This window comes from uncultured Victivallis sp. (genome assembly GCA_944389935.1).
Classification (GTDB): domain Bacteria; phylum Verrucomicrobiota; class Lentisphaeria; order Victivallales; family Victivallaceae; genus Victivallis.
On record CALXOE010000017.1, the window covers coordinates 1 to 13,990 of the forward strand.

Consider the following 13,990-nt stretch of genomic DNA (forward strand, 5'->3'; position numbering starts at 1 on the left):
GTTTTCCCGCATCAAATGCCAGGTATCCAGATAAGAGCTGGAGTAATTCCGCGGATGCGGAAAATACGACCATAAAAACGGCACCCAGAGAGCAAAGGTTATCCATGTGTAGATTGCCACAAGACTTCTGTTGTATCTTTTCCCCACAAACGCAGAAACGATATAAAACAGAAACAGAAATAAACAGCCTGCGACAGGAGGGATAACACAACATGCAACAGCCAAACTAAACATGCCTTCCTTATAATCGCGGTAATAATATAATTGCAGCAGGTCATTCCAGTTAGAAGATATAGGTCGCCCCTTCCAATCATAACATGGTCTTAATACCCACCCCTTTCCTTCCCGTGCTCCGGTGAGTTGCGGTCCGAAAAATATCGAGAAAGTCGAATCATCCAGAGAAACCCTCCCGAACCGTTCTCTCTGCTTTGAAACAGAGTTTTGCAGCATCAGGTAAGAAAGTCCATTTCTTGAATCTTTTTCAACCCATGGAATATCTTTCAATGGTTGCTGGGAAAAGGCCTCATAAAAATTTCGGATTCCCCAGTTCCGTTCCACTGCATCTTGAACCTGCTCATTGATACATTTTCCAGAAACATCATAATGTGTAATCCGCTCAACCCAGTTGCATCCATGGTTAAAGACAATCAGATAAAGCCACAATAACAACATGATAACTGCAGGCATATTGTGTCCCGAAGATTTCATTTATCTGTCCTGACCGGAAAATTTATTACTGAAACGACAATATATCAAGTAAAAAAACTTATTGCACTGCGTTCTCTTCCTCTGCCGGAATCAGCTTCAACTTCCGGCGCTTCAGCCACCCGCGGATGTCGGACCACAGGAACCAGATGGAAATTCCGCACATGACGGCCCAGAGAATGGACGAAATCAGATAGGCCAGCAGCAAATAGGATACAGCCTTGATATCATCGGCGTACTGCCCCAGCCAGATGCCGTCCCCGAGAGAGCGGTAAGTCAATTGGGGGTTGATTTCGACAAGATTCTCTTCCGTCAGTCCCGGTGCATAAAAGAGATAGTTGAACAGGTCGACGTTGACCCGGATGTAATCATACGGGAAAAACGGCTTCTTGCTCACAAACCCGATCCCATTGTGGATGTTCCGCTCCTGCGCCTCTCCTGGAAAGAAAGTCTTGGTCAGCAGATCATCTCCGTTTTCCATCGGCAGCGCTTTCAGGAACGGCAGTTCCACAAGTGCAATGTCCGGCTGCTCATTCAAGACACGCCGCAGAACCGGCTCGTTTTCCCGCATCAAATGCCAGGTATCCTGATAAGTGCTGGAGTAATTCCGCGGATGCGGAAAATACGACCATAAGAACGGCACCCAGAGCAGAAACGTTATCAACGTACAACCTGCAACAAGAGTTCTTTTGTATCTTTCTCCCCCAAATACAGAAGCGATATAAGATAGAAACAGAAATAAACAGCCCGCAACAGGAGGGATAACACAATATCTAATTGCAAAACCAAAAAACATGTCTTCTTCATAATCGCGGTAATAATATAATTGCAACAGGTCATTCCAGTCAGAAGATACAGGTCGTCCTTTCCGATCATAAAACGGGCTTAACATCTGTGCCGTCCCTTCCCGTATTCCCGTGAGCTCCGGCCCGAAAAACACTGAAAAAGTTGAATTCTCCAGAGATACCATCCCGAACCGTTCTTTTTGCTTTGAAACGGGGTTTTGTACCATCAGGTAAAAGAGTCCATCTCCTGAATCTCTTTCAACCCACGGAATATCTTTCAATGGTTGCCGGGAAAAGGTCTCATAAAAATTCCGAATTCCCCAGTTTTGTTCCACTGCATCTTGAACCAGCTCATTGATACATTTTCCAGAAACATCATAATCGGTAATCCGATCAACCCAGCTGCATCCATGGATAAAGAAAATCAGATAAATCCACAACGACAACATGATAAGAATAGCAGCAGGCATATTTTGTCCCGAAGATTTCATTTATCAGTCTTGATCGGAAAATTTATTACTGTAACGACAATATATCAAGTAAAAAAACTTATTGCACCGCGTTCTCTTCCTCTACCGGAGTCTGCTTCAACTTCCGGCGCTTCAGCCATCCGCGGATGTCGAACCACAGAAACCAGATGGAAATTCCGCACATGACGGCCCAGAGGATATAGGAAATAAAATATGACAGCTCCAAACGGAATACAGCCTTGATATAATCGGAGTACTGCCCCAGCCAGATGCCGTTCCCGAGAGAGCGGTAAGTCAATTTCGGGTTGATTTCGACAAGATTCTCTTCCGTCAACTCCGGTGCATAAAAGAGATAGTTGAACAGATCGACGTTGACCCGGATGTAATCGTACGGGAAAAACGGCTTCTTGCTCACAAACCCGATCCCATTGTGGATGTTCCGCTCCTGCGCCTCTCCTGGAAAGAAAGTCTTGTTCAGCAGATCGCCTCCGTTTTCCATCGGCAGCGATTTCAAAAACGGCAGTTCCACAAGTGCGATGTCCGGTTGCTCATTCAGGACACGCCGCAGAACCGATTCGTTTTCCCGCATCAAATGCCAGGTATCCAGATAAGAGCTGGAGTAATTCCGCGGATGCGGAAAATGCAACCATAAAAACACCCCCCAGAGCGCGAAGGTAAACAAAGTATAGACTGCCACAACACTATTGCTCTGTGGTCCCTTGCACAAAGGCAGCAGTCCAAACATAAATATAAGAAAATAGAATACAACCGGCCCCAGAATATAAAATATTATCGAGATTCGAAACGTTGCTGCTTTTAGATCAGAAAAATTAAATAGTTTCCATTGAGCTCTGACTGGACGATTCAATCCATCATAGCGTTGTTCTAAAGTATCCGGCGGCGATTCGATCTGAAACGTGACATTATTGATGCGAGATGCGGGAGCCAATAATGCCGCAGAAACCGTCAGACCATGTATCCATACACGGGCAAATGGAATTTTCCGTTTGGATGATGCATCAATAATCGTCAAATCAACGCGGTGGTCTTCTTCACCCAGACAGGATTCATAAAAATTCCGGATTCCCCAGTTTTTTTCCACTGTATCCTGTACAATCTCGTTGATACACCATCCATATACCTTATCCAGATAAGTAACACCGATAAAAGCTCCAAACAAAATACAAAGCCACGGAAGTACCAGCAAAATACAACCGCTCCAGGGAAAAGAATCTTTATTATTCATGATCCAGTTTCACCTCATCTAACAGGAGATCGGACGGGATTGCCGAGACACTGTTTGAGTTCCGCTTCCGGTGCGTTCTCTCCGACTGTCGCTGCAGACGTAATATAGCATCTGGAACAGGAATTGCAAATCCTCCCGCCCCGGCCTGAGATGAAGAGGCAGTACTCCATTGCCGTATCCGGGCTCTTTCCTGCACAAAAACTTTGGAAAAAGACAAATTTGAGCTTGACTTTATCGTATCTCGGAGTATATTAATGAAACGTAATCCAATGGTGGTTGTAGCTCAGTTGGTTAGAGCGCCTGGTTGTGGCCCAGGAGGTCGCCGGTTCGAGTCCGGTCTACCACCCCATTCGTTGCGGGGTAGAGCAGTGGCAGCTCGTCAGGCTCATAACCTGAAGGTCGTTGGTTCGATTCCATCCCCCGCTACCATTTGACTTCTCACCGGTCGTATGACCGGTATTTTTTTGTCTCTTCGATGGCTCTCTCCTGGTTACAGCTCTGGTCCGTCGGCGAAGTTGGGAAAGAGCAACGCTTCCAGGCGGTGTCAGGAACGGGAAAATTCGGGGATGAGGAAGTTTTCCGGGAGTGTCCAGTTCCCGCGCACGAAAAGATGCTCCGATTCCGGCGCTCTCTCCCAGTGGAATTCAATCCCGAGCCGGTCGGGGCAGAACCCGAACTCCACGCGGCCGATTCCGGAGAACGGCAGCAGTCGCGCAAGCGTTTCCCAGCAGACTGGGCGGTCGGCGAAAAGCTCATGAAGTTTCAGCGTCCTCCCGCACGCCTCCGCCGCAACCGCAATCCCCGGCGCAAGAAGATAGAGTTGATCGGCAAAATCCCCGTACAGATGAAAACTGCGGAGTTCGGAATCGTTGTTGACGGCGAAGATCGAGGAGGGCTGCCGCCGGATCGAGGCGAGTTTCCGCAGCTTGTCCGGCCCGGTTTTGACCGGCTGCAATCCGGGATTGTCGACGACGGTTTCCGCCACCGGAAGAGCCATCGAGCGGGGAGTGAAACCGAATTTCAGATAGAAGTCGAGCACTCTTTTGTTCGCAAAGAGGAAAATCGGCGTGCCGGAGTAGCGACGCAGAACCCCGTTGAGCAGTCGACCCGCGTATCCTCTCCCGCGTTCAGATGGCGTGCAGGCCACCCCGTTGAGTTGGGCCGCGCGAATCTCCTTCCCCGCGATACGCAGATTCAGACGGGAGAGCCCCACGTGCGCGACCATGCGGGGGCCGTCGAAAAGCGCATAACTCTCGTATTTTTCATTCCACATCCCGAGCCGATACCAGAATTCGAGATCGAAACCGAACACCTCGCGCAACAGGGCGCTCTGCGCGGCAGCATACTCGGGATCGAAATGGTTCCGCATCCGGATGGAGAGCCGTTTCCGTTCCGCCCGCGCTTCACGGAAAAATTTCGCGAGCAGCGCCGCCGCCTCTCCGGCACAGACTCCGCCGGTCACTTCCGGGTGGAACAGCGCCCCCGGATGCGCAGGAATTCCGAATACGGAACAGCCGCCGAACCGGGGATCTGCAACCCCGTAGACGATCCGGCGAACACGCGCGTTCACGAGCGCCCCCGCGCACATCGGGCACGGCTCCTTGGTCACGTAGACCGTCACGTCTTCCATGCGCCAGTCGCCCCGGCGGTTTTCGAGTTCATGCAGCAGTTCGAGTTCGGCATGGGCTGAAGAGCTCTGTTTTTCCTCGACCCGGTTGCGGGCCGAACCGACAGCTTCGCCGCCGATGACGGCTACCGCGCCGATCGGGGTTTCCCCCGCGGCGGCGGCTTCGTGCGCAAGCGTCAGCGCCATGCGCATGAATTCGGAATCGGAATCGGTCATCGGCTTACTTTTCAATCACATCCGCGCGCAGCACGACGGTCATGTAAAGCGCAAAGACCAGACGGACGTAATGGTCGCCGTATTGATAGTTGAACGTGATGGTGCGATCGGGCCGGTCGGTCGCATCCGGTACCCCGTCACCGTAGTAGAGCAGGTCATTGATGGTTTTCGCCTCGCGCGTAAAAGTGAAGTCGACTTTCCGGATGAGGCTTTTGATCGCATCGTACTTTTCCTTGCTGTTCGGCGAAAGATCCGGGTTCTTGAGGATGGCGATCTCCTCCGGGAAGAGTTTCGGCACTTCAAGATCTTCAGAGGGGAGGCGTTTGGTCGCACATCCGGCGAGAAGCGCACAGGCGGCTCCGGCGAGAAGAAAGCGTGAGAAAATTTTCATACTAGTCCCTTTTTCGATTTGCATTTCCGTAAAAAGCGGTTATATTCTATCACATACTTCGGATTGCGGGTGTAGCAAAACGGTCATGCTCCAGCTTCCCAAGCTGGCGACGCCGGTTCGACTCCGGTCACCCGCTCCATTTTTTTTGTCTTCGTCATGCCTTTAGTATACACGTCTGAACGGCGGATTGCAAGAGAAACTCTCGTTTTTTGGGATTCTTCAGCGTTTCCCGTCACATGTTGCAGATTTTGCGCATTGGAATCCGCGCGTTCGATGAGTTTCTCCCGCTCCGTCGGCTCGCCGTGAACATCCGGCGGCTCTGTATCATGTTCCCCGGAGTCGACTCCATATTACGCTGATCGGTCGATGTCGCGGGGAAAATTGCGCCTTTTTATTGCGGATCATCGAAGAACTCAAAAAAAAACGGTTCGGCACGATTGCATTTTCTTCGGAATGGTGTATTGTAAAAGCACAATATATGGAAAATATTGATTGTTTTAACACAATATATAGTGACGAGAATGAAGATTATCAAAAGAAGCGGTGCGGAGGAGGATTTCTCCGTTGAGAAAATTCTGGTTGCTGTGACGAAAGCCAACCAGACAGTGGAATTCAAGAATGCGTTGACTGCACAGCAGATAGAAGCGATCGGAGAGTATGTCTCCGGCATCTGCAAGGCGCTCGACCGGGCGCTCTCCGTCGAGGAGATTCAGGATATCGTCGAGACCCGGATCATGCAGGCGGGCGCTTTTGAAGTCGCCAAAAAATATATCACCTACCGGTATATGCGCAATCTGGTCCGGCAGGCCAACACCACCGACAACCAGATTCTGAGCCTGCTCGAGTGCAACAACGAGGAGGTCAAGCAGGAGAATTCCAACAAGAATCCTACCATCAACAGCGTTCAGCGCGATTACATGGCCGGTGAAGTGTCCAAGGACATCTCCCGGCGGCTGCTGCTGCCGCCCGAGATCGTCGAAGCGCATGAGCAGGGATTGATCCATTTCCACGACATGGATTATTTTGCGCAGCATATGCACAACTGCGATCTGGTCAACCTGGAGGATATGCTGCAGAATGGTACCGTGATCTCCGGTACGCTGATTGAGAAACCGCACAGTTTTTCCACCGCCTGCAACATCGCAACGCAGATTATCGCGCAGGTCGCCAGCAATCAGTATGGCGGACAGAGCATCACGCTGACCCATCTTGCGCCGTTTGTCCAGGTGTCCCGCAGCCGCATTCGCGCCGAAGTTCTGGAGGAGTTTGAAATCGCCGGAGCGATGATCAGTGCCGAGCAGCTCAATGCGATCGTCGAAAAGCGTGTGCGTGACGAGATCGCCCGCGGGGTGCAGACCATCCAGTATCAGGTCGTCACCCTGATGACGACCAACGGGCAGGCGCCGTTTGTGACCGTTTTCATGTATTTGAACGAGGCGAAGAGCGAGCAGGAGAAGAAAGATCTTGCGATTATTATCGAAGAGGTTCTCAAGCAGCGTTATCAGGGGGTCAAGAACGATGCCGGCATCTACATCACCCCCGCGTTCCCGAAGTTGATCTATGTGCTCGAGGAGGACAACGTCGACGAAAACGGCGAATACTATTACCTGACCCGTCTGGCGGCGAAATGCACTGCGAAACGGCTGGTTCCCGACTACATCAGCGAAAAGAAGATGAAAGAGCTCAAAGAGGGCAACTGCTTCCCGGTGATGGGGTGCCGTTCCGCACTGACTCCGTGGCGCGACGCGAACGGGAACTACAAGTTCTACGGCCGCTTCAATCAGGGGGTGGTCACGCTGAATCTGGTGGACATCGCGCTGTCGAGCGAACGGGACATGGACCGTTTCTGGAAGATCTTCGACGAGCGGCTCGAACTCTGCTACAAGGCTCTGATGTGCCGCCACAACCGGCTCAAAGGGACGCTTTCGGACGCGGCGCCGATTTTGTGGCAGCACGGTGCGATCGCCCGGCTCAAAAAAGGCGAGGTGATCGATCCGTTGCTGTACAACGGGTACTCCACGATCTCGCTGGGATACGCCGGGCTTTGCGAATGCGTCCGCTACCTGACCGGGAAAAGCCACACCGATCCGGAAGCCACTCCGCTGGCGATCCGGATCATGGAATATATGAATGCCGCCTGCAACCGCTGGAAGAAGGAGACCACGATCGGTTTTGGAATTTACGGGACTCCTCTGGAGTCGACGACATACAAATTCGCCCGCTGTCTGCAGAAGCGGTTCGGTATCATTCCCGGCGTCACCGACCGGAACTACATTACGAACAGCTATCACGTTCATGTGTCGGAGAAGATCGATGCGTTTGAGAAACTCGCATTTGAAGCGAAATTCCAGTCGCTTTCCACCGGTGGTGCGATCAGCTACGTCGAGGTGCCGAATATGCAGAACAACATCGAGGCGGTGCTGCAGGTGATCCGCTTCATCTACGACAACATCATGTATGCGGAGCTGAATACCAAGAGCGACTACTGCCAGGAGTGCGGTTTCGACGGCGAAATCGAGATCGTCAAGGATGAATCCGGCAAGCTGATCTGGCGCTGCCCGAAGTGCGGCAACACCGATCAGAGCCGGATGAACGTCGCCCGCCGCACCTGCGGCTACATCGGTACGCAATTCTGGAATCAGGGGCGCACTCAGGAGATTCGCGACCGCGTGCTCCATCTGTGACGCCTGCAGACCGGGCAGCCTGTCACTGATGTGACCAGACTCCCCGGAAAACGGAACGGGAGGAATGACGATGAATTACGGTACGATCAAATCGGTCGATATCGCCAATGGCGACGGCGTGCGGGTTTCGCTGTTCGTGTCAGGCTGTACGCACCACTGCCCCGGCTGTTTCAATCCGGAAACGTGGGACTTCAGTTACGGCGTCCCCTTTGACTGCGAAGCGGAGGCGCGCATTCTGCAGCTGCTGAATCGCTCTTTCATCAACGGTCTGTCGCTGCTGGGCGGCGAACCTTTCGAGCCGGAAAATCAGCGTGCATTGCTGCCGCTGGTCCGTCGTGTCCGTTCCGAGCTGCCGGAAAAGGATATCTGGGCTTATACCGGTTACGTTTACGAGCGCGATCTGCTGCCCGGCGGCCGTGCGCACTGCGAAGTGACGGACGAACTGCTCGATTCCCTGGCGGTGCTGGTCGACGGCCCATTCATTGAGAGCCGCAAGGATATTTCGCTGAAATTCCGCGGTTCCGGCAACCAGCGGCTGATCGACCTGGCAGCGACCCGTTGTTGCGGGGAAGTCACTTTGTTGGAGTGAGTTCCCTGCCGTTGCGCCCCCGCGGTAGCGGCGGGCGCGGCCGGCCTGAGCGTTGCCATTTCCCACGATGCGGGATGCAGAAAGAAGCTGAAAAGACACCGCCCGGATCGCCTTTCGACGACCCGGGCGGGCTTCATAATTACCTCCTCAGGCAACTCCGATATGCTCCTCTTCGACAACTGGTCCTCTCCGTTTGAAGAGGAGGCATACCGGAAAACTCCGGAATGAGAACCTCTTCCCCGGAACGGTCTGCAATTTTCCGATCGATTCCGGAAAAAACCATATTCTTTGGTGAATTGCTCAGAACCGTTGCTTTGATAAAATTATACCTCAGTTTTTGGATAAAGTCAAGTGATTACTGATAATTTTTTTTGTTTTTTTCAAAAACGGGCGGGGGATGAGCCGGGTGATGTGGTGACTCGGCTCCATTTCGGGGGAGGCTTTCGCGGAATGTTCGCGCGATGAAGCTGCCGCAGTGCGGGGATCTGTCCCGATTTCTGATTTCTTTACATGCTTTACGGAAAAACGCCGCGCCGTTCGGAGGAACGGCGCGGCGTCTGAGACGTGGAATGGGTGGAATTTACAGCATTGCGTCCGGAACCCATTGCAGCGTGTCGCCGTAAGCGACGCCGACCACCCAGTTCGGGCGCGTGCCCGGGGCGACGCGCTGAATCGTGGCGCGGAGCGTGTGCTCCCCGGCGGCGAAATCCATCGTCACTTCCTGATTCCAGGGGGCGCGGTGAAAGGACGGCGCCATGTCGCCCGGCGCGCGCCGGAATGCGAGAGCCCCGTCGATCTCGACGATCACCTGCGACTTCGTGTTGAACATCACGACGTAACGGCCCGGCTGATCGATTTTGAATCGGAAATCCAGCACGAGCTCATGCTTTTCCGGCAGCTCTTCCGGCCATTCGGCGAACGTCCCGTCAAACACGACTTCCCGTTCCGGCTCGGCTTTGCTGCGCGGCGGACGCACCACCGCACGGGCGTGCACCCGGCGCGGCTCGAAGCTCGTTGCCAGGCACGGCTCAAGCACAATGTGCTTGCTCATATCGCAGATCAGGTCCGAAAACGCATCGATGGTCGGCGGCGGCGTGATCCCCTTGATCCCCGGGCTCAGAACCATGCTCCGACCGATCGGGGCGAGCCACTTCTCCGGAATCCCGTCCGGATTCATGATTCCGAGGATCGCTCCGACCGTCGCACCCGTGCAGTCGGTGTCCTCGCCGAAGTTCACCGCATCGCAGATCGACTTGCTGAAATCGCCTTTTCCGAGCAGCAGCCCCGCGACCATGATCGGGAAATTCACTTTCACATCCGTGAAATTGTCGCTCTTGTATTTCTCCATGATCATCCGGAAGAGGTAGTCGAATTCCGGTTTTTCGTCGAACCAGCGGATCGCATCTTCAATGCCGATCCGGAGTTTTGATTCCGCCAGAATCTGCGCCTTGCCGATTTCGATGATTTTGCGAACGTCGTTTTCAACGAACGCCGCTGACTCCATCGCCGCCAGAAACACCTCCGCCCACATACCGTCCCCGGCATGGTCGACGCAGGCGTCCTCGTACGCGAATTTCGCCGCGCGTTCCGGATCTCCCGGGGCGAGGCACGCCCAGATCTCGGACCGGATCGCGCACCCCATCCCGTCGACGAACCAGTTGTCGTAGCTGCCCGAAAACGGCGGATAAATCCCGTTCTTCAAGTTGCGGATCGCCACCGCGTACTCATCCCACGGAAAGCCGACGTTCTTCAGCCACGCTTCCGCGAGCACCCGGCTGTTGACCACGGGGCGCGGATTTCCGGCGATCGTCATCGCCCAGACCACCTGCAGGTCGAGATCGTCGTTCGGCACCATCGTCTCCGGAACCGGATCGTAGAACTCCAGATGATGCGGCCCGTCCCAGCCCTCAACCGGCGCTCCGAGCGTGCCGCCGACCGCCTTGCCGAGCCAGCAGCCCAGCACTTTCTTCCTGTAAAGTTGTTCGTCCATCTTCTTCTTCCTGTCATTTGAGTGCGAGAATAACATGTTTACCTTACAACGGAATGGACTTTTTGCAACCCCGTAACGGCAAAAAAACGCAAATTTCCGACGGGGAACGCCCCGGGGTCAGCTCTTCACCTCCCGGATTTTTGCGCCGAGTCCGGAGAGTTTTTCGACGAGATTCTCGTAGCCGCGATAGATCACTTCCGCGGAATTGATCGTGCTTTCGCCGCGCGCACACAACGCGGCGATGACCATCGCCATGCCGGCGCGGATATCGGGGCTCGACATCGTCACGCCGTGCAGCTGCGCGCGCCCCGTGACGACCACGCGGTGCGGGTCGCAGACAATCGCGTTCGCTCCCATGCTGATGAGCCGGTCGGCGAAGTAGATGCGGCTCTCGAACATCTTCTCGAAGAACATTGCGCTGCCGCGGCACTGCGTCGCCGCGACGATCGTGCAGCTCATCATATCGGAGGGGTACTGCGGCCACGGCCCGTCGGAGATCTGCGGGATGTGCCCGCCGAAATCGCATTCGATCTGCGGATCCTGTTCTCCCGGCAGGAAGATGTGGCCGGGGTGAAGTTCCATGCGCAGCCCGAGCCGCTCGAACACGCGCCGCAGCATCCAGTAGTGACGCACCTGAGTCCCCTCGACGGTGATCTCACCGCCGGTCGCCGCGCCGAGCGCGAGGAAACTGCCCGCCTCGATGTGGTCGCCGACGATCGTGTGGGTGCAGCCGTGAAGTTTTTCGACGCCGTCGATCTCGATGGTGTTGCTGCCGGCGCCGTTGATTTTCGCGCCCATCGCGTTGAGCATTTCGGCGAGGTCGCGCACGTGCGGTTCCCCCGCGGCGTTGTAGAGTGTGGTGCGTCCGCGCGCGGTGGCGGCCGCGATGAGGATCTGTTCCGTCGCGGTTACGCTCGCTTCATCGAGGAAGAGTTCGCGTCCGGAGAGTCCCTCCGGCGCGTCGAAACGGTAGGTCAGATCCCCCGTCATCGCCGCACCGAGTTTGCACAGTCCGTAGAAGTGGCCGTCAAGACGGCGGCGGCCGATCACATCCCCGCCCGGCGGGTGGAGCTCCGCCTGGCCGCAGCGGGCGAGCAGCGGTGCCGCAAAGAGGATGCTCGTGCGGTTTCTCGAGCAGAGCTCACGCGAGATTTTCGTCGTGCGGACTTTCGGGCAGCGGAACACGAGCGTGTGATTTTCAAACGTGAATTCCGCACCGAGTTCGCCGGCGATGTCGAGCATCGTGCGCACGTCGAGGATGTCCGGCACATTGTGCAGCGTCGTCTCTTCGTCCGTGAGCAGAAGTGCCGCGATCATCGGCAGTGCCGCATTTTTGTTGCCGCTTATTTTCACCCGCCCGCCAATCGGGGCGGAACCCTCCACGATCAAACTCTGCATAGTTTTTCATTCTCCCTGAAGTTCATGAGGGAAGTATAGCGCCATAAACGGCGATTTCAAGCCGGATTGCACGTTTTTTTGCTCCGGAAACTTGAAAACAATCAGGATGGTTGTATGTTAAGGAGTGCCGAAAATTTTAACCATGGTAATCAAAATGAAAACTGAAGATGCAACCGCGCTCTGGCAGCAGATGTTTTCTGTCTCCGACCGCATGCGCGACATCGGATCGAGCGACTACAAGCAGCTGTTTGTGAACATGACGTTCAACCAGCTTCGGATGATCAAGATCGTCTACGTGCTCAACCGCGAATACCCCGAGGGAGTGACACTCAAAGTTCTGGCCGAATCTCTCTCGATCACGCCGGCGGCAGCCTCCGAAATGGTCGATGCGCTGGTCCGGAAAGGAATGCTTTCGCGCGAACACAACCCGCAGGATCGCCGCGCCGTCGCGATCAGTCTGGCCCCGTTCAGCCGGAAGAAATTTCAGGAGTGCGAACAGACGTTCGACCGGCTGACCACCGGTTTTCTCGAGACCCTCGACGAGGGGGAGCGTTCCGCTTTCATGGTCACGATGGCAAAATTCCACGATTTCATTTTCGGCCTCAACTGCGAACAGGAGTGACGCCCGGGGTTCGCCATGACGCGAAAGGCTCTGCAATTCGGTCGTTACGATTATGCGGCCTTTACCGGTTCCATCTGCTTTGCGCTCTGTTCTCTGTCGATTCCACTCATGATCGTCGAGATCGGCGATGCTCTTGCGTTTCCTCTCGACCGGGGTGGAATGGCTGCGGGCGGGCTTCTGCATCTCTTCCGCAGTGTGGCGATGGTCGCCGCGCTGCTGCTTTGCGGCAACATCGCCGGCAGGATCGGCAAGCGACGTTCGATGGGCGGATCTCTTCTCTGCATGGGCGCGGGGACGCTGCTGTGCGCATTCGCTCCGCAGTACTGGATGCTGATCCCGTGGTTGCTCATCGCCGGATTCGGAGAGGGGATCTGTGAGGGGATCGCCACCCCGTTCGTGCAGGATCTGCATCCGGACGCCCCTGAGCGATATGTGAACATCGCCCACTCATTCTGGTCGATCGGGATCGCCGTTGTGGTGGTCGTCGTCGGCGGACTCTGGACGCTCGGGGCGGGATGGCGCGCGATTCTCGCCGGAATCGGCATTGTGACGCTGCTGGCTTCCGCGCTCTTTCTCTGGCGGGAAAATCCCCGACGGAAGTATCCGGAGGCGGCCGGCGGCGCCGGATTCCGCGAGATTGCGCACCATGCTCTGGAGATTGCGCGGGTTCCGCGCTTCTGGCTCTGCAGTCTGGCGATGTTCTTCGGCGCGGGAGCGGAGTTCGGACTGACGTTCTGGTCGGCGGCTTACGTTCAGCTCAATTTCCAGACCGGCGCGTGGGTCGCGGGACTCGGCACCGGGGCTGTGGCATTCGGGATGTTTCTCGGGCGGAGCGGATTCGGCTTTTTCGCCCGGCCGGATTACATTCGGTATGTCCTGCTCGGCAGCGCCCTCTGCACGATCCCGGTGACGCTGCTGCTGGCGTTGCTGAAGCCGGGAATCCTGCCGCCGGCACTGGGGTTTCCGACTCTTTTTCTGCTGCTGATTCTCGCCGGAACCGGGGTCGCGACATTCTGGCCGTCGGTGCAGGTTTACGGTGTGACGACCATGCCGGAGCTCGATTCGACGATGCTTTACATCTGCTTTTCGGCGCTGGGAATTCCCGGATGCGGGATCTTTACTCTGCTGATGGGGGTGATCGGCGACCGGTACGGTCTGCGTGGCGGAATTCTGGTCATCCCTGTCTGCCTCGCGCTGTTCGCCGCTGTGATTTTTCTCGAATGCTGGGTGTTCGCGAAACGACGAAAAAACTCCGGAACTGCCTGAA

11 protein-coding genes and 3 tRNA genes are annotated in these 13,990 nt (G+C 55.2%); 7 read left to right on the plus strand and 7 right to left on the minus strand.

Annotated features, from left to right (window positions below; translation table 11 throughout):
- The 3 genes from Q0J85_RS06940 to Q0J85_RS06950 form a co-directional block, all read right to left on the minus strand.
- On the minus strand, positions 1-708 hold a 708-nt coding region (locus tag Q0J85_RS06940; protein WP_294479603.1), incomplete at its 3' end, for a hypothetical protein.
- Between the two features lie 58 nt (positions 709-766).
- On the minus strand, positions 767-1,981 hold the full coding sequence (locus Q0J85_RS06945) for a hypothetical protein (RefSeq protein ID WP_294479606.1): 1,215 nt from the start codon (positions 1,979-1,981) through the stop codon (positions 767-769).
- A 58-nt stretch (positions 1,982-2,039) separates the two neighbouring features.
- On the minus strand, positions 2,040-3,206 hold the full coding sequence (locus Q0J85_RS06950) for a hypothetical protein (protein WP_294479609.1): 1,167 nt from the start codon (positions 3,204-3,206) through the stop codon (positions 2,040-2,042).
- 272 nt (positions 3,207-3,478) lie between these two features.
- Here Q0J85_RS06950 and Q0J85_RS06955 point away from each other — a divergent pair.
- A tRNA-His gene (locus tag Q0J85_RS06955) sits at positions 3,479-3,555 on the plus strand.
- 5 nt (positions 3,556-3,560) lie between these two features.
- Positions 3,561-3,635, plus strand: a tRNA-Met gene (locus Q0J85_RS06960).
- A 115-nt stretch (positions 3,636-3,750) separates the two neighbouring features.
- Here Q0J85_RS06960 and Q0J85_RS06965 read toward each other — a convergent pair.
- Both Q0J85_RS06965 and Q0J85_RS06970 read right to left on the minus strand, forming a co-directional pair.
- Positions 3,751-5,049: a GNAT family N-acetyltransferase gene (locus tag Q0J85_RS06965; RefSeq protein ID WP_294479611.1), complete on the minus strand. Its 1,299-nt coding sequence runs from the start codon at positions 5,047-5,049 to the stop codon at positions 3,751-3,753.
- 4 nt (positions 5,050-5,053) lie between these two features.
- Positions 5,054-5,440, minus strand: coding sequence for a hypothetical protein (locus Q0J85_RS06970; RefSeq protein WP_294479613.1), 387 nt, complete (start codon positions 5,438-5,440; stop codon positions 5,054-5,056).
- A gap of 65 nt (positions 5,441-5,505) precedes the next feature.
- Here Q0J85_RS06970 and Q0J85_RS06975 point away from each other — a divergent pair.
- From Q0J85_RS06975 to nrdG, 3 genes are all read left to right on the plus strand, one after another.
- Positions 5,506-5,579, plus strand: a tRNA-Gly gene (locus tag Q0J85_RS06975).
- 382 nt (positions 5,580-5,961) lie between these two features.
- Entirely contained in the window at positions 5,962-8,124 is a 2,163-nt protein-coding gene (gene nrdD, locus Q0J85_RS06980) for an anaerobic ribonucleoside-triphosphate reductase (RefSeq protein WP_294479615.1), read from the plus strand.
- 70 nt (positions 8,125-8,194) lie between these two features.
- Positions 8,195-8,713, plus strand: a complete 519-nt coding sequence (gene nrdG / locus Q0J85_RS06985) for an anaerobic ribonucleoside-triphosphate reductase activating protein (protein WP_294479617.1) — start codon at positions 8,195-8,197, stop codon at positions 8,711-8,713.
- 580 nt (positions 8,714-9,293) lie between these two features.
- Here the strand turns inward: nrdG and Q0J85_RS06990 are convergent.
- Entirely contained in the window at positions 9,294-10,703 is a 1,410-nt protein-coding gene (locus Q0J85_RS06990) for an ADP-ribosylglycohydrolase family protein (RefSeq protein WP_294479619.1), read from the minus strand.
- A 117-nt stretch (positions 10,704-10,820) separates the two neighbouring features.
- On the minus strand, positions 10,821-12,101 hold the full coding sequence (murA, locus tag Q0J85_RS06995) for a UDP-N-acetylglucosamine 1-carboxyvinyltransferase (protein ID WP_294479622.1): 1,281 nt from the start codon (positions 12,099-12,101) through the stop codon (positions 10,821-10,823).
- A 154-nt stretch (positions 12,102-12,255) separates the two neighbouring features.
- On the opposite strand from murA, the gene Q0J85_RS07000 reads away from it, so the two are divergent.
- Both Q0J85_RS07000 and Q0J85_RS07005 read left to right on the plus strand, forming a co-directional pair.
- Positions 12,256-12,723, plus strand: coding sequence for a MarR family transcriptional regulator (locus Q0J85_RS07000; protein WP_294479625.1), 468 nt, complete (start codon positions 12,256-12,258; stop codon positions 12,721-12,723).
- Positions 12,724-12,738: 15 nt separating this feature from the next.
- On the plus strand, positions 12,739-13,989 hold the full coding sequence (locus Q0J85_RS07005) for a sugar MFS transporter (RefSeq protein WP_294479627.1): 1,251 nt from the start codon (positions 12,739-12,741) through the stop codon (positions 13,987-13,989).
- The last annotated feature ends 1 nt before the right edge of the window (position 13,990 follow it).

Excerpts from the sequence above, each read along its gene's own strand:
- Q0J85_RS06990 (WP_294479619.1), bottom strand. The coding sequence starts at position 10,703 with ATGGACGAACAACTTTACAGGAAGAAAGTGCTGGGCTGCTGGCTCGGC.
- murA (WP_294479622.1), bottom strand. The coding sequence starts at position 12,101 with ATGCAGAGTTTGATCGTGGAGGGTTCCGCCCCGATTGGCGGGCGGGTG.
- nrdD (WP_294479615.1), top strand. The coding sequence starts at position 5,962 with ATGAAGATTATCAAAAGAAGCGGTGCGGAGGAGGATTTCTCCGTTGAG.
- Q0J85_RS07000 (WP_294479625.1), top strand. The coding sequence starts at position 12,256 with ATGAAAACTGAAGATGCAACCGCGCTCTGGCAGCAGATGTTTTCTGTC.
- Q0J85_RS06965 (WP_294479611.1), bottom strand. The coding sequence starts at position 5,049 with ATGACCGATTCCGATTCCGAATTCATGCGCATGGCGCTGACGCTTGCG.
- Q0J85_RS06970 (WP_294479613.1), bottom strand. The coding sequence starts at position 5,440 with ATGAAAATTTTCTCACGCTTTCTTCTCGCCGGAGCCGCCTGTGCGCTT.
- Q0J85_RS06950 (WP_294479609.1), bottom strand. The coding sequence starts at position 3,206 with ATGAATAATAAAGATTCTTTTCCCTGGAGCGGTTGTATTTTGCTGGTA.
- nrdG (WP_294479617.1), top strand. The coding sequence starts at position 8,195 with ATGAATTACGGTACGATCAAATCGGTCGATATCGCCAATGGCGACGGC.
- Q0J85_RS07005 (WP_294479627.1), top strand. The coding sequence starts at position 12,739 with ATGACGCGAAAGGCTCTGCAATTCGGTCGTTACGATTATGCGGCCTTT.
- Q0J85_RS06945 (WP_294479606.1), bottom strand. The coding sequence starts at position 1,981 with ATGAAATCTTCGGGACAAAATATGCCTGCTGCTATTCTTATCATGTTG.